Origin of the sequence: Rhodococcus sp. BP-241 (assembly GCF_019836145.1) — a bacterium.
Classification (GTDB): Bacteria; Actinomycetota; Actinomycetes; order Mycobacteriales; family Mycobacteriaceae; genus Rhodococcoides.
Genome location: NZ_JABUEI010000001.1, coordinates 716,991 through 734,060, shown reverse-complemented (window position 1 = coordinate 734,060; position 17,070 = coordinate 716,991). Strand labels below are relative to the sequence as shown.

At 69.3% G+C, this 17,070-nt stretch carries 18 protein-coding genes and 2 pseudogenes; 14 read left to right on the top strand and 6 right to left on the bottom strand.

The features are described 5' to 3' along the window. Positions 1–200: 200 nt before the first annotated feature. The 7 genes from HQ308_RS03405 (at position 201) to HQ308_RS03375 (ending at position 8,493) form a co-directional block, all read left to right on the top strand. A complete protein-coding gene (locus tag HQ308_RS03405) occupies positions 201–1,061 on the top strand; it encodes a DivIVA domain-containing protein (protein ID WP_027505857.1) in 861 nt (286 codons plus the stop codon). 65 nt (positions 1,062–1,126) lie between these two features. Further along, positions 1,127–1,285, top strand: a complete 159-nt coding sequence (locus HQ308_RS03400; protein WP_222645407.1) for a hypothetical protein — start codon at positions 1,127–1,129, stop codon at positions 1,283–1,285. 244 nt (positions 1,286–1,529) lie between these two features. Next, complete coding sequence (gene ileS / locus HQ308_RS03395) at positions 1,530–4,664, top strand: isoleucine--tRNA ligase (RefSeq protein WP_222645406.1); 3,135 nt, start codon at positions 1,530–1,532, stop codon at positions 4,662–4,664. A gap of 55 nt (positions 4,665–4,719) precedes the next feature. After that, entirely contained in the window at positions 4,720–6,012 is a 1,293-nt protein-coding gene (locus HQ308_RS03390; protein WP_373428381.1) for a DNA polymerase IV, read from the top strand. 138 nt (positions 6,013–6,150) lie between these two features. Further along, positions 6,151–6,789 carry a hypothetical protein gene (locus tag HQ308_RS03385; protein WP_222645405.1) on the top strand — a complete coding sequence of 213 codons (639 nt, stop codon included), beginning with the start codon at positions 6,151–6,153 and terminating at the stop codon, positions 6,787–6,789. Between the two features lie 232 nt (positions 6,790–7,021). After that, entirely contained in the window at positions 7,022–7,669 is a 648-nt protein-coding gene (locus tag HQ308_RS03380; RefSeq protein ID WP_027505862.1) for a cutinase family protein, read from the top strand. Positions 7,670–7,980: 311 nt separating this feature from the next. Next, complete coding sequence (locus tag HQ308_RS03375; RefSeq protein ID WP_027505863.1) at positions 7,981–8,493, top strand: hypothetical protein; 513 nt, start codon at positions 7,981–7,983, stop codon at positions 8,491–8,493. A gap of 62 nt (positions 8,494–8,555) precedes the next feature. Here the strand turns inward: HQ308_RS03375 and HQ308_RS03370 are convergent, their stop codons facing one another. Together HQ308_RS03370 and HQ308_RS03365 are read right to left on the bottom strand one after the other, a co-directional pair. Beyond that, positions 8,556–9,311 carry a sensor domain-containing protein gene (locus HQ308_RS03370; protein ID WP_037185720.1) on the bottom strand — a complete coding sequence of 252 codons (756 nt, stop codon included), beginning with the start codon at positions 9,309–9,311 and terminating at the stop codon, positions 8,556–8,558. Further along, complete coding sequence (locus tag HQ308_RS03365; protein ID WP_156380553.1) at positions 9,302–10,243, bottom strand: hypothetical protein; 942 nt, start codon at positions 10,241–10,243, stop codon at positions 9,302–9,304. The genes HQ308_RS03370 and HQ308_RS03365 overlap by 10 nt, the downstream gene beginning before the upstream one ends. A 69-nt stretch (positions 10,244–10,312) precedes the next feature. Here HQ308_RS03365 and lspA point away from each other — a divergent pair, with 69 nt between their 5' ends. Genes lspA through HQ308_RS03350 form a run of 3 tightly spaced genes read left to right on the top strand, consistent with a single transcriptional unit; the run spans position 10,313 to position 12,446 of the window. Further along, positions 10,313–10,891, top strand: a complete 579-nt coding sequence (lspA, locus tag HQ308_RS03360; protein WP_308115653.1) for a signal peptidase II — start codon at positions 10,313–10,315, stop codon at positions 10,889–10,891. Then, complete coding sequence (locus HQ308_RS03355; protein ID WP_222645403.1) at positions 10,888–11,814, top strand: RluA family pseudouridine synthase; 927 nt, start codon at positions 10,888–10,890, stop codon at positions 11,812–11,814. Before lspA ends, HQ308_RS03355 begins: the two co-directional genes overlap by 4 nt. A 5-nt stretch (positions 11,815–11,819) precedes the next feature. Then, positions 11,820–12,446, top strand: coding sequence for a hypothetical protein (locus HQ308_RS03350; RefSeq protein ID WP_051613372.1), 627 nt, complete (start codon positions 11,820–11,822; stop codon positions 12,444–12,446). Between the two features lie 2 nt (positions 12,447–12,448). On the opposite strand, the gene HQ308_RS03345 is transcribed toward HQ308_RS03350, so the two are convergent. Further along, complete coding sequence (locus tag HQ308_RS03345) at positions 12,449–13,039, bottom strand: CHAP domain-containing protein (protein WP_222630607.1); 591 nt, start codon at positions 13,037–13,039, stop codon at positions 12,449–12,451. Between the two features lie 83 nt (positions 13,040–13,122). On the opposite strand from HQ308_RS03345, the gene HQ308_RS03340 reads away from it, so the two are divergent. Together HQ308_RS03340 and HQ308_RS03335 are read left to right on the top strand one after the other, a co-directional pair. Further along, a complete protein-coding gene (locus HQ308_RS03340; RefSeq protein ID WP_222645402.1) occupies positions 13,123–13,785 on the top strand; it encodes a vancomycin high temperature exclusion protein in 663 nt (220 codons plus the stop codon). A gap of 96 nt (positions 13,786–13,881) precedes the next feature. Continuing rightward, positions 13,882–13,998 (top strand): annotated as a pseudogene (locus HQ308_RS03335) (carbonic anhydrase); the annotation flags it as partial. 13 nt (positions 13,999–14,011) lie between these two features. Here HQ308_RS03335 and HQ308_RS03330 read toward each other — a convergent pair. Further along, positions 14,012–14,665: a hypothetical protein gene (locus tag HQ308_RS03330; protein ID WP_308115652.1), complete on the bottom strand. Its 654-nt coding sequence runs from the start codon at positions 14,663–14,665 to the stop codon at positions 14,012–14,014. 186 nt (positions 14,666–14,851) lie between these two features. Between HQ308_RS03330 and HQ308_RS03325 the strand changes: the two genes are divergently transcribed. Next, on the top strand, positions 14,852–15,619 hold the full coding sequence (locus HQ308_RS03325) for an MBL fold metallo-hydrolase (RefSeq protein WP_308115651.1): 768 nt from the start codon (positions 14,852–14,854) through the stop codon (positions 15,617–15,619). A 12-nt stretch (positions 15,620–15,631) separates the two neighbouring features. On the opposite strand, the gene HQ308_RS22390 is transcribed toward HQ308_RS03325, so the two are convergent. After that, positions 15,632–15,919 (bottom strand): DUF3253 domain-containing protein, encoded by a 288-nt coding sequence (locus HQ308_RS22390; RefSeq protein WP_308115659.1) that lies wholly within the window; start codon positions 15,917–15,919, stop codon positions 15,632–15,634. Beyond that, positions 15,902–16,036, bottom strand: a pseudogene (locus HQ308_RS22855) (DUF2256 domain-containing protein); the annotation flags it as partial. The pseudogene HQ308_RS22855 and the gene HQ308_RS22390, both read right to left, overlap by 18 nt. A 107-nt stretch (positions 16,037–16,143) precedes the next feature. Here HQ308_RS22855 and rarD point away from each other — a divergent pair. Continuing rightward, positions 16,144–17,043, top strand: a complete 900-nt coding sequence (gene rarD / locus HQ308_RS03315) for an EamA family transporter RarD (RefSeq protein ID WP_222645457.1) — start codon at positions 16,144–16,146, stop codon at positions 17,041–17,043. The last annotated feature ends 27 nt before the right edge of the window (positions 17,044–17,070 follow it).

The window sequence follows — 17,070 nt, the reverse complement described above, 5'->3', positions numbered from 1 at the left end:
CGGCGACAGTGTCCCGTGTGACAGAATGTTGCTCGAAGGTGCACGATGAGTGACCATCGCTCTTTGTGCGATATAACTGAATGTCCTGGTTGCCCCCACTACGGCAGCCGGGTGCCACTGCCACTGTTGATCGAACGAATGCTCGCGTACATCGCTTGTCGATGCTCCACCGCTCTCGAGACGCGTGAAGGGACCCTTCCATGCCGCTGACTCCCGCCGATGTGCACAACGTCGCGTTCAGCAAGCCGCCCATCGGTAAGCGCGGATACAACGAGGACGAGGTCGATGCATTTCTCGATCTCGTCGAACAGGAGCTGTCGCGCCTGATCGAGGAGAATGCCGACCTGCGTCAGCGGGTCGGAGAGCTCGATCAGGATCTCGCCGAGGCCAAGAGCTCGGCAGCGTCGCGTCAGAGCACCCCTGCCCCCGCGCCTGCTCCCACCCCCGCACCGGCACCGCGTCCGGAGCCCGCCAAGCCGGCACCGGTCGTCCAGGCCGCTCCGGCACCGGCTCCTGCCCCCGCCGCGGCGTCGTCCGCCGGCGATTCGAACATGCAGGCTGCGAAGATCCTGGGTCTCGCCCAGGAGATGGCCGATCGCCTCACCGGTGACGCGAAGACCGAGTCCGAGCAGCTGCTCGGGAGCGCTCGCGCCAACTCGGACCGTCTGGTCAGCGAGGCGCAGAGCCGCGCCGAGTCCCTCGTCTCCGAGGCTCGCCAGAAGGCCGACGCACTGCTGTCCGACGCACAGACGCGCTCGGAGACACAGCTGCGCCAGGCCAAGGAGAAGGCCGACGCGCTCGAGAGCGATGCCGAGCGCAAGCACACCGAGATCATGGCGACCATCAACCAGCAGCGTTCGGTCCTCGAGGAGCGCATCGAGCGCCTCAAGACGTTCGAGCGCGAGTACCGGGTCCGCCTCAAGTCCTACCTCGAGTCCCAGCTGCAGGAACTCGACCAGCGTTCGTCCGCACTGCCGGTCGACAGTGGTCAGGATCCGTTCAGCAAGGACAACGGCCAGTCGTCGAACTTCGGACAGTCGTACGCCAAGGGCAACAACTGATCCGTCCTCGTCGAGGCTGTTCCGGGGGGAACCAGCGGGGGGATCGAGGGTGAACGGATGAGTGCGTGCTTGTTCTGACGCTGGTTCTGGCGGGCGTCGGGTTCGCGTTACTCGTCGTCTCGCTCGTCACGGGATCCGTGATGTGGGCCTGGGCCTGCATCGCGGTGTGTCTCGTGGGTGCGGTCCTCTTGCTCGCCGGTGCCCTCGTGGGCCGGCGGCGGTAGACTTCCTCACGTCGAAGTACAAGTAGTTCAGCGACGATCCGGCCATCACCGGGGAGCTGTCCGGAAGAACGGTCTCGGCCCGCACGGGTCCGTGCTCAGTAGAACCGGACGGGTCGAGCCCGTCACAGCTCGATCGGAGAGTGGGTCGCCTCGGCGGCCAAGCGGGGTGGTACCGCGGCTTCCGGCGCAGAGTGCCGGTCGTCGTCCCCGTGCCGCATCGAACGGGCACAGGAGCACCGCAGCCATGACCACCACCGACGACACCTCGACACCCGACGCCGGGTACCCCCGCGTCCGCTACGCCTCGGAGTCCGGCAGTCCCGATTTCCCGGCTCTCGAGCAGCAGGTCCTCGCGCACTGGGACGCGGACGGCACATTCCGAGCCAGCGTCGACGCGCGTGCCGACGCGGATGAGTTCGTCTTCTACGACGGGCCGCCCTTCGCCAACGGCCTCCCGCACTACGGCCATCTCCTCACCGGCTACGTGAAGGACCTGATCCCGCGTTTCCAGACCATGCGCGGGCGCAAGGCGGAGCGACGGTTCGGCTGGGACTGTCACGGTCTCCCCGCCGAGCTCGAGGCGGAGAAGCAGCTCGGCATCACCGACAAGAGCCAGATCGACACGATGGGTCTGGCGGAGTTCAACGCGTACTGCAAGCAGTCCGTTCTGCGGTACACCGGCGAGTGGCGCGACTATGTCACGCGCCAGGCGCGGTGGGTCGACTTCGACAACGACTACAAGACGCTCGACCTGGACTTCATGGAGTCGGTCATGTGGGCGTTCAAGGAACTGCACGACAAGGGCCTGGTGTACCAGGGCTTCCGTGTGCTGCCCTACAGCTGGTACGAGCAGACGCCGCTGTCGAACCAGGAGACCAGGCTCGACGACGCCTACAAGATGCGTCAGGACCCAGCGGTCACGGTGCGGATGACGTTGAGCGCGCCCGGCTCCCCGCTCGACGGTGCGGACGCACTGATCTGGACCACCACCCCGTGGACCGTGCCGTCCAACCTGGCGATGGCCGTACGCCCCGACATCGACTACGTGCAGATCGAGGACGGCACGGGCGGCCGTGTCGTGCTCGCCCGAGATCGGGTGTCGCACTACGCCCGTGAGTTCGGCGACGAGCCCGTGGTGGTGTCCGAACACACCGGTGCCGATCTGATCGGTCTCGCCTACGCGCCGCCGTTCGATTTCTTCCTCGGTCACGAGAACAGTCACCGTGTGCTGTCGGCCGACTACGTGACCACCGACTCCGGTACCGGAATCGTCCACCTCGCACCGGCTTTCGGTGAGGAGGACATGGACGTAGCGACGGCCAACGGTATCGAGGTGGTGCAGCCGCTCGACGCCGGCGGCAAGTTCACCGCGATGGTGCCGCCGTACGAGGGTCTGATGATCTTCGATGCCAACCCGGTGATCATCAAGGACCTCAAGGCGTCGGGAAAGCTGGTGCGGCACGAGACCATCGAGCACTCGTACCCGCACAGCTGGCGTTCGGGTCAGCCGCTGATCTACATGGCGGTGCCGTCGTGGTTCGTCTCCGTCACCAGTTTCCGCGACCGGATGGTCGAGCTGAACCAGGACATCACGTGGGTGCCCGAGCACATCCGCGACGGCCAGTTCGGCAAGTGGCTCGAAGGCGCGCGTGACTGGAACATCAGCCGGAACCGCTACTGGGGCAGCCCCATCCCGGTGTGGGTGTCGGACGACCCCGCGTACCCGCGCACCGACGTGTACGGCAGTCTCGACCAGATCGAGGCGGACTTCGGCGTCCGTCCGACCGACCTGCACCGGCCGTTCATCGACGAGCTGACCCGTCCCAACCCGGACGACCCCACGGGCAGGTCCGTCATGCGTCGAGTCCCCGAGGTACTGGACTGCTGGTTCGAGTCGGGCTCGATGCCGTTCGCCCAGGTGCACTACCCGTTCGAGAACGCCGAGTGGTTCTCCACGCACAACCCGGGCGACTTCATCGTGGAGTACAACGGTCAGACGCGTGGGTGGTTCTACACCCTCCACGTCCTGGCGACGGCGCTGTTCGACCGGCCCGCCTTCCGGACGGTCGCCGCACACGGCATCGTGCTGGGCGAGGACGGGCTCAAGATGAGCAAGTCCAAGGGCAACTACCCGGACGTCAACGAGGTGTTCGACCGCGACGGCTCCGATGCCATGCGGTGGTTCCTCATGTCGTCCCCGATCCTGCGGGGCGGCAACCTGATCGTCACCGAGCAGGGCATCCGCGAGGGTGTGCGGCAGGCACTGCTGCCGATGTGGAACGCGTGGAGTTTCCTGCAGCTGTACGCGTCGAAGCCGGGGACGTGGCGGACCGATTCCACCAACGTGCTCGATCGCTACATCCTGGCCAAGTTGGCCGAGACCACGCGCGTCATCACCGAGGCGTTGGAGGCGGTCGACATCGCGGGGGCGTGCGACGAGTTGCGTCAGTTCTGCGACGCGCTGACCAACTGGTATGTGCGGCGCTCGCGTCAGCGCTTCTGGAACGAGGACGCCGACGCGATCGACACTCTGCACACGGTGCTCGAGGTGCTCACCCGCGTCGCGGCCCCGATGCTCCCGCTCGTCAGCGAGGTCGTCTGGCGGGGACTCACCGGTGGGCGCTCCGTGCATCTCGCGGACTGGCCGGTGGTCGGTACCGAGTTGCCGGCCGATCCCGAGCTGGTCGCGGCGATGGACGAGGTCCGCACCGTCTGCGGCGCGGCACTGTCGCTGCGCAAGGCGAAGAACCTGCGCGTCCGCCTGCCGCTGCAGGAGCTCACCGTCGCCGCCGACGACGCCGAGCGGCTGCGCCCGTTCGCGGACCTCATCGCCGACGAGGTGAACGTCAAGCGTGTCGATCTCACCGAGAACGTCGACGTGCACGGCCGTTTCGAGCTCGTCGTCAACGCCCGCGTGGCCGGTCCGCGTCTGGGCAAGCAGGTGCAGGCGGTCATCAAGGCGGTCAAGGCAGGGGAGTGGAGCGAGACCGACGGCGTCGTCACGGCGGCAGGTCTCGAGCTGCTGCCCGAGGAGTTCACCCGGCGCCTGGTCGCGGCGGAACCGGAGTCGACGGCGGCGCTCCCGGGCAATGCCGGGCTGGTCGTGCTCGACTCGGAGGTCACCGAGGAGCTCGAGGCCGAGGGGTGGGCCAAGGATCGCATCCGCGAGTTCCAGGACGCCCGACGCTCCGCGGGTTTGGACGTGTCCGACCGCATCGCGGTGACGGTCGACGTTCCCGCCGAGCGCCGGTCCTGGTTCGACACGCACCGCGATCTCATCGCCGGCGAGATCCTGGCCACCGATCTGCAGGTCGGCGATCCGGGTTCGGCAGCAGTCGATCTCGGCGACGGAGTGCGGGCATCGCTGGTGAAGGCCTGACGGTGTGAGCGGCGGGTCGGCCGAGCGCAGCAGACGCTGGGTGTTGCATCTCGACATGGACGCGTTCTTCGCGTCGGTCGAGCAGCTCACCCGGCCGACGCTGCGGGGCCGACCCGTGCTCGTCGGCGGTGGCGGTGGTCGAGGCGTCGTGGCGGGATGTAGCTACGAGGCACGCGTGTTCGGTGCCCGGTCGGCGATGCCGATGCACCAGGCTCGACGACTCGTCGGATCCGGTGCGGTGGTGGTGCCGCCCCGCGGCAAGGTCTACTCGGCTCTCTCCACCGTCGTCTTCGACACCGTGCGGCGCGTCGTGCCGGTGATCGAACAGCTCTCGCTCGACGAGGCGTTCGGTGAGCCCGCGGAGTTGGCGGGAGCGACCGTCGCCGAGGTGGAGGAGTTCTGCGCCGCGCTGCGTGCGTCAGTCCTGGACGCGTCCGGGCTCGTCGCCTCCATCGGAGCAGGAGCGGGCAAGCAGATCGCGAAGATCGGCTCGGGTCTCGCGAAGCCGGACGGCATCCGGGTGGTCTCTCCGGCGGACCAGGCCGCCCTCCTCGAGACTCTGCCGGTGCGGAAGTTGTGGGGCATCGGGCCGGTGGCCGAGGACAAGCTCCGCCGACTGGGAGTGCACACGGTCGGTGCGTTCGCCGCGATGCCGGAGGCGGAGGCCGCGTCCGTACTCGGTTCCGCCGTCGGCCCCAGCCTGCACCGTCTCGCACGTGGTCTCGACGATCGACCCGTGGCGGAACGCGCCGAGTCCAAACAGGTCAGTGCCGAGACCACCTTCGCCACCGACATCGTCGACATGGCCGGGTTGCGATCCGCCATCGTCGCCAGCGCGGAGGCCGCCCACACCCGATTGACGAAGGACGGGCGGGCGGCCCGCACCGTCGTCCTCAAGCTCCGCAAGTCCGACATGAGCATCGTGACCCGTTCGGCCACACTGCCGTACGCGACGGTCGATCTGGCGACGATCGTGGCCACCGCGCAGCGGCAGGCTCTCGATCCGCGCGAGCTCGGCAGTATCCGACTCGTGGGCGTGGGCCTCGCCGGGCTGTCGACGGTCCGGCAGGAGTCGCTGTTCCCCGAACTCGACCAGGAGGGCCTCGACGTCGACTCCTCGGTCACCGCGGCCGAGCCCGCGCCGGTCGTCACGAGCGACGTCCTGCTCTGGCGGCCGGGGCTCGACGTCCGACACGACGAGTACGGCCACGGGTGGGTGCAGGGCGCAGGGCACGACGTGGTGACCGTGCGGTTCGAGACGCGGAGCACGGGCCCCGGGGTGGCGCGGACCTTCTCCGGAGACGACGAGCACCTCGCGGTGGCGGATCCGATGGACAGTCTGGCCTGAGGCTCACCGATCGAGTCCTGTGACCCATCCGCGGGGCGCGCACCGCCGAATACGCGTGACTGCGGCGTCTGTCGCCGCACCCGTACGACGAGGAGTGCCCGTGCCCGGCACCGAGTTCACGCTGCGAGCCTCGCTCCCATGGTGAGCGATCAGCGGCACCCGCTCGCGGGTCTGCGCGGAGCCGAGTGGGTCGCCGTCTGTGCAGATCTCCTGTACGCGGACGGAGCGACCGCAGTACTCACCTCCGCGCACGCCCCGGACAGCAGGCGCGTGCTGTACCCGACCGCCCACGATGCCGTGCAGCTGGCGGATCTGCAGTACCTCCTGGGCGAGGGACCCCACGCGGAGACGATGGCAGACGGTCGGATGCACAGTGTGTCGGTCGACTCGGCGGCGGATTGCGCGCGATGGCCCCTGCTGGTCGACTGTCTCATCGAGTCTGGGGTGCGATGGGTCCGGACCGTCGCGCTCGGAACAGCCAGCCGGGTCGGCACCCTGCAGTGCCACGGACGCGGTCCCCTCGGCACACCCGACGAGAGGACCGTCGCGGCGGTGGGCAGACTCGCCGATGTGCTGGGCGACGAACTGGTCACCTCCGGCCTGGCAGGCGTACCGGCGGATCCGGGCGGTGAGTGCGACCTGATCGACGAGGCCATCGGTGTCCTGGCCGGTCGTCACCGGATCGACGCGCCCGCGGCGTCGGCCGTGCTGCGGGCGGCGGCGTTCGCGGCGGATCGCACGGTGGCTCTCCAGGCCCGAGCCGTTCTCGGCGTCTGAGCGGTGTGTCGGCAGCATCTGTCGACGCCCGGGACGACACGAGGGGGTTTCGGCGTCCGAACTGCTCGTCGTGACGGTCTTCCGGCGCTCGTTCCTTCCGTGTCTTCGGCGTTTCCGGTGACATGCGGGAAATGCGTTCGTGCAATTGTGATGTGTGCGAACAAGTACTGTCACCCGACATTTCCGTCCGTTACTGTGACCGAGTCCACTGACCTTCGGGGAAAGGCTCGTCATGAATGTCAGACTTCTCGCTCGGGCGTGTGCAGCGGCGTCTGTCGCCGCTGCGGCCCTGGTCGTTCCCAGCGCTGTGGCCACCGCGGCGCCGTGTACGGACGTCGACGTCTCGTTTGCACGCGGGACCGGTGAACTGCCCGGACTCGGCATCACCGGTGGACCTTTCACCAGCAGTGTCACCTCCACGCTCGCCGGACGGTCCGTCAGCACCTACGCCGTGAACTACGCTGCCGACTTCTCGCAGGCCAGCGCCGGGCCCGGCTCGCGTGACCTGGTCGCGCACATCACCTCCGTCGCAGCAGCATGTCCTGCAACGCAATTCATCATCGGTGGGTACTCACAGGGTGCCACTGTGGTCACCAATGCCGTGGGTCTGCGCACCCCGAGCAGTCTCACCGGTTCCGTGCTGCCCGCCGGCGTCGCCGACCGGGTCGAGGCCGTCGTCGTGTTCGGCAACCCGTTCGGTCTGACCGGGAGGACCATCGAGTCGGCGAGCGGAACCTACGGCCCGCGCGCCCGCAGTTTCTGCAACTTCGGAGACCCGGTGTGCCAGATCGGCGGATTCAATTCCTTTGCGCATCTCACCTACGCGAGCAATGGCAGCGCGGGTCAGGGTGCGACATTCGCAGCCTCCCGAATCAGCTGAATCGCTCATTGTTCGACTGATCGGAGCTCGGTGGACCGAATGTGCGCGGTGCATGCGGGTTCGGCGTCGAACCCGGCATCCTCCACCCGGCCAGGGGTTCGCCCCGTGCGCAGCGCGCGGTGTTCTGCGCAGGATGCAGAGTGCGCGCTACCCCGTGCGGTGCGCGCGGCGGCCACCGCGCCGACCGACGCCGCCCACCCTGTGACCCCTCTCGAGGGCGCGACGAGCTTTACCGTTTCCTCAGAACTGGTCGGTAAGGTCTGGCCCGACGCTCGATACCGAGTCAACTCACGAGATGTAAGGACGTACACGTGAAGCTTCCCCGTACCGGACGCGCACTGGTGGCAGGCATGGCAGTCGCCGCCGCCCTGACGATGACGGCGTGCAGCAGCGGCGAGGACGGCGGCACCACCGACGCCACCACGTCGGCAGCCACCACCTCCAGCGCAGTTGCCGAGGCACCGTCCGATCTCCCCCCGGTTCCCACCGCCGAGGAGCTGAACACGCGCCTGCAGGAGAGCCTCGATCCCAACGTGCCGCTCGAGCAGAAGGTCCAGTACGTGCAGGGCGCGGAAGCCGATCCGGAGCTCATCAACAAGGTCGCCGAGGCCGCTCGCGTGAACAACGCGAAGATTCAGGTCCTCGACGTGACCGATCTGGGCGACGGCACGCTCAGCTCCAACGCCACCATCGATCTCGGTGGCCAGGTCAACCCGCTCCAGGTCGCCTACGTGGCCGAGGACGGGGAGTGGAAGCTGTCGAAGGACAACGCTTGCGCGATCGTGTCGCTGGCGCAGCTGACCTCGCCTGCCTGCACCGCCTGACACCGCAGTACCGACCACACGACGCCGGCATCACCTTCGGGTGGTGCCGGCGTCGTCGTGTCTCAGCGCAGCCGGTCGGCGGCGGTGCGCGCGAGCGTCCGCACCAGGTCGGGGTCGACGGGCTCGGTCCCGGTGGCCACCAGTTGGCTCAGGGTGGATCCGGAGACGGTGAGGATCGCGTCCGTCGTCAGGGACACGCCGTCGCTGCTCACCGCGAGTCGCACCGCCACGGAGGCGTCGCCGATCGGGGCGACGTCGGTGAGCAGGGTCGAGGAGCCGACGCGGTAGTCCACCCGCACACCGTCGGCGTCCGTGCCGCTGAAGGTCGCGCATCGTGTGAGCGAGTCCTGCACGGCCGCGAACGCGGTGAGGGCGCCGGGACCGTCGTAGCTCGCGGCGTCCTGGTCGATCGACGAGAAGTCGGGTCCGCCGTAGGAGACGGATGCGGCGCTGATGACGCCGGGCACCTGGGTGGCGATGGGCGCCAGCACCGCGGCGCACTCGGCGGGGTCGGTGCTCGACCGGTCCTCGGCCGTCGCGCCCGGAGCGCTGGGGTCCAGCGGAGGCAGGTCGTAGCCGGTGTAGCCGGGTGGGAGGTCGGCGATGCTCAGGAGCCGACCGGCGAGCAGAGCGTTGTCGGTGATCGGGCCGGTGCCGGTGGCCGACGGCGGAGGGACCGGAGTGAAGGCGGGGAGCCCGACGGTGGGCGCCTCGGGCGTGGCCTCGCTCGGTGTGTCGCCGACGTCCCGATCGGTGCCGCATCCGACGAGCACCACCGCGAGCGCTGCCGTGACCGCGCCCAGTCGTCTCAACTCCACGTCACCGTGTTGCTGGTGGTCTGCTTCAGCGTCGTCTGGCTGTTGGCGTCCCGGTAGACCTGGTCGCCGCCGACGGCGACCGTGCCGCCCAGGGGAAGCGGCTTGGACGGATCGATCCGCAACTGCCCCTGGCCGGTCATCACGAACGACTCGATGTTCAGGGTGCCCTGCTCGTCGGGCAGCTGCCAGATCGGTTCCTCCGGCGACTGGGTCACGGCGACGTCGACCGTCGCGACGCCGTCGTCGAACGAGGTGAGTGTCGCCGTCGTCGTCTGCAGCAGCGAGATCCCGCTGACGACCTCCTGGGTGACGGTCCATCTCGCGCCGACGCCGATGGGCTCTGCCGGGAACGGGACGGCGCGGTACACCGCCTGGGACAGCGCCTGCTCGACGGCTGATCGAGCGATGTCCCGGGCGTCCGGCGACGGATCGATGGTGAGTGCGGTGACGGCACCCGACGGCGTGGTCGCGAAGCCTGCGGACGATCCCGCGGTGGGCCCGAGGCTCGCCTGCAGGGTGGCGTCCGACGTGGTGGCGGCACCGAGTGTCATGTCGACCTGGAGTCCGTCGGACCCGGCCGCCGAGCGTGAGGTCGCCGTCATCGGCAGCGTCAGCGGCGGGGTCGAGAAGTCCTGCGCCTCGGCAGCGTCGATCTGCTGGCTGATGGTCGACTCGGCCACGAGGGTCGCGGTCTGCTCTGCTTCCGACGGGGTCGCGGTGACGACGGTCCGCGGCTCGGCTCCGGCATCGACCAGCGTGGTGGTGACGGCGGAGACCGGGAGAGTGACCGCGGACGTGCTGGGGGTCAGCTCCTCGGTCGCGGGTACGTCGGTGTCGGTCCCGCACGCCCCGAGCGAGAGGACGACGGTGACCGCTGCCGCGGCGACGAGGGTGGTGGAGCGTCGGCGGGGTCGTGTCGAGAGCAGTGTCACGCGCCCGAGGTTAGCGTCGGATCCTGAGCGGCCGGTGAGCGGTGAGGGCAGGTAGTGGACAATGGTGGGGTGACCGATGTGGAGAATCCGGACCGACCCCTGGCCCGACGTACCCGACGGCTGTTCGCTGTCGCGGCGGTCGTTCTCGCCCTGGACCTGCTCACGAAGATCGTCGCGGTCGCCGTCATCGAGCCCGGTCGACCGATCGAGATCATCGGTGACACCGTCACCCTCCGCATGGTGCGCAACGCGGGCGCGGCGTTCTCGATGGCCACGGGCATGACCTGGCTGTTGACGCTGGTGGCCGTCGCCGTCGTGGTGGGTGTGATCCGCATCGGACGCACTCTTCGCTCCGGCTGGTGGGCCGTGGGCCTCGGCCTGGTGCTGGGCGGCGCGCTCGGCAATCTGATCGACCGATTCTTCCGCTCGCCCGGCCCGCTGCAGGGTCACGTCGTGGACTTCGTGTCCATCGGCTGGTGGCCGGTCTTCAACGTCGCCGATTCCTCCATCGTCTGCGGGGCCGTCCTGCTGGTGATCATCACGCTGTTCGGGATCGAGCCGGACGGGACTCGCCGTGCCGACGACAAGGGTGACGACGCCGCGGTGACCGAGAGCGCAGCGGCGACGGAGTCGGAGAAGAAGGCGTGAGGGAGACACGGTCGATGCCCGTTCCGGACGGGCTCGACGGCATGCGCGTGGATGCGGGACTGGCTCGGCTGCTGGGGTTGTCGCGGACCGTCGTCGCGACCCTCGCCGAGGAGGGCGCCGTCCAGGTCGACGGTTCCACTGTGGCGAAGTCCGACCGTCTCGGCGGCGGCACGTGGCTCGAGGTGGAACTGCCCGAGCCCGCGCGTCCGTTGACCATCGAGGCACAGCCGGTGCCGGGCATGGAGATCCTGTACTCGGACGACCACATCGTCGTCGTGGACAAGCCGGTCGGAGTGGCCGCGCACGCGAGCGTGGGCTGGACGGGACCGACGGTGATCGGTGGTCTCGCGGCCGCTGGATTCCGCATCTCGACGTCCGGGGTCCACGAGCGTCAGGGCATCGTGCACCGTCTCGACGTCGGGACGTCCGGCGTGATGGTGGTGGCGACGTCGGAGCATGCGTACACCGTGCTCAAGCGCGCGTTCAAGCAGCGCACGATCGACAAGCGCTATCACGCTCTGGTGCAGGGACATCCGGACCCGAGCAGCGGAACCGTCGATGCGCCCATCGGACGACACCGCAGCAACGACTGGAAGTTCGCCGTCACGGCCGACGGCAAGCCCAGCATCACCCACTACGACACGGTCGAGGCGTTCCAGGCCGCGAGCCTGCTGGACGTGCACCTCGAGACCGGGCGCACTCACCAGATCCGGGTGCACTTCTCGGCGCTGCGGCATCCGTGCTGCGGTGATCTGACCTACGGTGCCGATCCACGCCTGGCCGAACGGCTCGGCCTCGAACGCCAGTGGCTGCACGCCCGCGCACTCGGGTTCACTCATCCCGGTGACGGCCGCTACGTGGAGTTCTCGAGCCCGTACCCGGCGGATCTGCAGCACGCACTGGACGTGTTGAGAGCGGGCTGAGACGCGTGCGCGCCGTGTCCGCGGCGTCGGTCGTCGCGTTGATCGTCGCGGTGCTCGTGCTCGGTGTCCTCGACCCGGTCCGTGGTTCGTCGGTTCGCACCGATGCCCTCGGTCCCGACAACGACGAGACCGCCGCGCAGTACGTGGCCCGGGTGGACCCGCCCTCCGGCGACGGAGATCGGTGGGCGCTGGTGTCCTTCACCCGGTCGATGCGTGCCGACGAGATCGCGCCCACCGTCGACGGAATCAGGGTCTCGGTCGTCTATGCGCACGTGCCGATCGACCGCGTGCAGACCCCGCTCGTGGTGGTCCCGGTGCCGGACACCGACTCCGTGCTCGCGTCGTCCGTCCGTCTCGCCGCCGGCCTCGTTCCGCCCGGACGCGACCAGCGCGGGAACGCGATCGCGACGGTGGTGCGCGCACGCCTGCAGGCCGACTGTGACTGCGCCGCAGGAGTTCTGGTACGTGCGAGTGTTCCGGAACTCGCCGCGCTCGCGGGCCTGGACGGCATCCGCGCGGTCGAGGCATTGCCGGGGGACGCGGTCTACGGCCGGTTCGCGGTGGCACCGCTGTATCCCGAACGCGACGGCGACGCGGTGCAGCCCGACGACGGCCCGGTTCCCGCCTCCTGACCTCAGGACCCGAGCAGGCCGAAGCCGAGCACCGCCGAGTCGTCCGCCCAGTCCAGATCGTGAATGCGGATCCCGCCCATCTCGTTGCCGCCGACGGTCGTGACCGTGTCCCCGTCCACCGCGACCACGATGTTCGTGTGCTGCCCGACGAGCAGATCCCCGACGGGCCCACCCGACTCGTACAGGACGACGTCGCCGACCGCGGGGGAGTGGTCGCCGACCGGCGCGAAACGGCCCTGTTCCTGGTAGTACTCCGTCAACGTGTAGACACCGGGAATGCGCCACCCACCCGAATGCGGATTGGTGAACGGCTGTCCGGCCTGGCGCATCACGTGACTGACGAAGTCGGCGCACCAGGCCTCGTCGACGCCCTCGGAGTAGAACGTGGCGGGACGGGGATCGCGATACTCACGCTCCACCACCTCGAGCACACGCTGCTGCGCAGGGGACAGGGACGCGTCGGCCGCGGGGAAGTCGGCGGTGTCCCACGGGTACCACCGCTCGGGCGCGGTCCACAGCACCGCCGCGACGGCGACCACCGCGAGGGCGACGACGCCGGCGACGGTACGGCGGACGCGGGTGCTGGTGGGCATGCCTCGACGCTACCGAGCCGGGTCTCCGTGGTCAGGATCGCGGCGCCGATCTTCACGGAACCCTCACATGATGGACTGGGGACATGAGACGTGTGGGGCGCCGACATCTGATCCGTGCCGTCGGCGGGTCCGCCGCCGCGGTGCTCGTCGTCGTGCTCGGATCGGCGGCGTGGGTCGCCGCCTCGTCCCACGGTCGGCTGTACACGGCGGACACCGCGCCGCGCGCTCCCGTCGCCATCGTGCTGGGCGCTCGGGTCCAGGAGGGCGAACCGTCGTCGTTTCTCGCCGGTCGTCTCGACGCGGCACTCGATCTGGTGCGTCGCGGTACCGTGCGCGCACTTCTGTTGTCGGGCAACGCCGCCGGCACGTCGGGTGACGAGGTGGAGGTGATGACGCGCTACCTGGTGCGCCGCGGCGTCGATCCCGACCGCATCGTGGCCGACCCGTACGGTCTGACGACCCACGACACGTGCCGACGCGCTGTGGCGACGTACGGAGTGTCGACGGCCCTGATCGTCAGTCAGGACACCCATGCCGCACGTGCGATGGCCCTGTGCCGAGCTGCGGGGATCGATGCCGGCGGTGTCGTCGCTCCCTGTGACTGTTCCCGGCGCTCGCTGCTGCGGCAGTTCGTACGCGAGATGCTCGCGCGTCCCAAGGCCGTGGTGGACGTGCTCCGCGGCTCCGCGCCCGCGGTGCAGTCGCCACCGACCGACGCGGTGCGCCGCGCCGTCGAGATCGGCTGACCCGAGTCACTCGGATCACCTCGAGCCCAACCCTGTTCGCACCGTCGCACCGCGAGCAGTCCGGAGACCCGAGCGCGAGTGTTCCTGTCGCGATGCTTGCGGCGACAGCTCCGGCGCATCGAGCTCAGTCCGTTCGTCTCGCGGACGACGTCGTTGCGCGGCTTCGTGTTCGACGTGGCGACCGGTGCGCTGCGTGAGGTTCAGCCGGCCTGATCGAGCGTGTCGGTCAGCCTGCGCTGCCGCGGCGGGCCTTCTCCAGCGCGGCCAGTGTCGACATGACGGTGGCGCGCTGACGTTGCAGGTCGCTGAGCCGGGCACGCGCGGGCAGACCCGACGACGCCTCGGCGTCGGCGATGCCGGTCTCGATGGCGGTGAGCTGCTCGAGCAGACTGGTCACGCGATCGGCGAGCACGGCGACGTCCACCGTGCTGACGGCACCCGACGGAGCGGAGGACGACGAGCGGGACGGGGTGGTGCGGACGGCGGCGGACGCACCGGCGCGGGCCGAGGCCTTCCGGACGTCGGCGGCCGCGGGACGCTTCGGCAGGCGGACCCGGTCGAGAGCGGCACGCGCACTGCGAGCCGCGGTGCGGTGCTCGAGCTCCTCGTCGTCGTCGGACGTCACCGCGCCGCCCAGAGGACGCAGGCCGTACATGCCGATGAAGCGACGCGCCGCGTCGATCGTGTTCTCGTGTTCACGGCACTCACCGCACCGGGGCTCGTCCCGGTAGATCTCGATGTCGGTCCGGCTGCCGCACCACACGCAGCCGCCGGGACTCCACCGCCGGGTGACGGGGGTGTCGTCCGCAGCGGTGTCGTGGGGTGAGGTGGTGGTCATCGTGGAGGAGGCGCCGGAGCCGAGATTTCGATCGTCGATCACGTCGAACCAGCGTAGTGCACGACACGAGGCCCGAGGAGCGGGAGCGGCTGTCGCCTCGTGCTTTTCGCGTCGTCGGTGACCAACGTCATGACACACCCGGCTCCGCTCGGTCGTGTCATCGGCGTGTCGCGTCAGCAGACTCGTCGGTCTTCCCCCGGGGCTCCCGACCGTCCATACTCGGCAGTCGTGAGCACACTCGAAGTCACGATCGTCGCCGACGGCGTGCACGTCGCGTTCGGGCCGGACGTCAACTGGACACTGTTGGTCGACGGCGAGGACGTGACGCTGGTCGACTCGGGATATCCGCGGTACGTCGGTGCGGTCGTCGAATCGCTCCGTCGTGTCGGTCGGCGTCCGGAAGACGTGCGGGCGATCCTGCTGACACACGCGCACATCGACCACATCGGCGGCGCCGGCCACTTCGCCTCGACCTACGGCACGCCGGTGCTCACCTCGGACACCGAGGCGCGGCATGCCCGACGTGAGTATCTCGAACAGGCATCGCCGCTCGACGTGGCGCGTAACGTCTGGCGGCGCGGTGCGCTCGCATGGACGGTGCGCATCGCTCGCGCGGGCGGAACCGAATCGGGCGCCGTCGCCGACGCCGAGGGGTTCGACTCGGTCGTCGGATCCGTGCCGGGTGGGCCGTTGGACCTGCCGGGCGGGCCGGTGCCGCTCGACAGTTCGGGTCACACGTCCGGTCACACCGGGTATCACGTGCCGGGTGCGGGGGCCGTTCTGTCCGGTGACGCCCTGGTCACCGGACACGCTCTGAGCGTTCGGACCGGACCGCAGATGCTGCCGCCCCTGTTCGCGCACGATCGGCCGCGGGAGTTCGACGCGCTCGACGCCTTCGTCGGTCTGGACGCCGACGTCCTGATTCCCGGACACGGGGGAGTGCATCGCGGGTCCGTCGACGACGCGGTGCGGCGGGTCAGGTCCGCACGCGCCTGAGTCGACTCCGGGTCAGCGGGGTCGCCGAATGCGGATGGGACCCTTCGCCGTCGACGGGTCGACCACGTTCCCGCCCTGCGTGATCTCCGCCTCGCCCACGGCGACGAGACGGCGGGCGGCGCGGCGGACGGGTTCCATCAAGGGGCGCCAGTCGTCCGGCGCCACGGCGCGAGCCACGTCGGAGGGACAGATCGACGAATCGCGCGAGCGACTGTCGAGTAGCCGCCGGATCGCGTCCTCGAGACCGTCGTCGGCTCCCGCGGAGCCGGTGCGTCGGCACGCGTCGCTGCAGTACTTCACCGAGTCCCAGTCGCGTTCCCACTTCTTACGCCACTCGATCCGTCGACCGCAGACGACGCAGGTCTTGTCTGCCCGAGCCTCGGCCTCGCCGCTCGGCGCCTTCTTCCTGTGTGCCACCTCGTCGATTGTGCACCGGTCGGGGATAGCGTGAGCGCGTGCGCAGTCTCACGTCCTCTCTCGGCTCCCGGCGCGGTGGAGCTCCCCGGTCGTCCTCCAGCGTCGGCATGGCCAGCGGTGTCGGTGCGTACGGACTGTGGGGACTGTTCCCGGCCTTCTTCGGCGTGCTGTCCTTCGCCGGACCCGTCGAGGTCCTCGCGCACCGCATCGTGTGGACGTTGGTGCTCATGCTCGTCGTCCTGGCGGTGTTGGGACGACTGTCCACGCTGCGCGGTCTCCCGGCGCGCACGTGGGGTGTGGTGGCGTTGTCGTCGGCGTTCATCTCGATCAACTGGGGCGTCTACATCTTCGCGGTCTCGCAGGACCGTGTGGTCGAGGCAGCCCTCGGATACTTCATCAATCCGCTCGTCAGTGTCCTGCTCGGCGTCGTGGTGTTCCGGGAGCGGTTGGGCCGTGCGCAGATCGCGGCCCTCGCGCTGGCTTTCGTCGCGGTGGTCGTGCTCACCGTCGACTACGGACGGCCTCCAATCATCGCCCTCACCCTGGCCTTCTCGTTCGCGCTGTACGGCGTCATGAAGAAGGTGGTCCGGCTCGAACCCACCACGTCGCTGACCGCGGAGGGGCTCGTGGGGGCGCCGATCGCGATCGGTTACCTGGTGGTGCTGGGCGTTACCGGGGGAGCGAGCGCCCTCTCGCTCGGGGTGCCGCACGCCCTGCTGCTCGTCCTCGCCGGGCCCGTCACCGCACTGCCGCTGCTGCTGTTCGGGGTCGCCGCGCAGAAGCTGCCGTTGGTCACCCTCGGGCTGCTGCAGTACCTGACACCGGGCCTGCAGCTCGCGTGGGGAGTGCTGGTGCTGAACGAGGACATGCCCGCGTCGCGGTGGATCGGTTTCGCACTCATCTGGTGCGCGCTGGCGATCTTCACGGTCGACTCCGTGCGGCGTCTGCGGGCGCATCGCGTGGCGTCGGTGCCGGTCGAGGCGGCGTCCGCGGACACCCCGCGCTAGTCCTCATCCGTCACAGTCGTCACACGC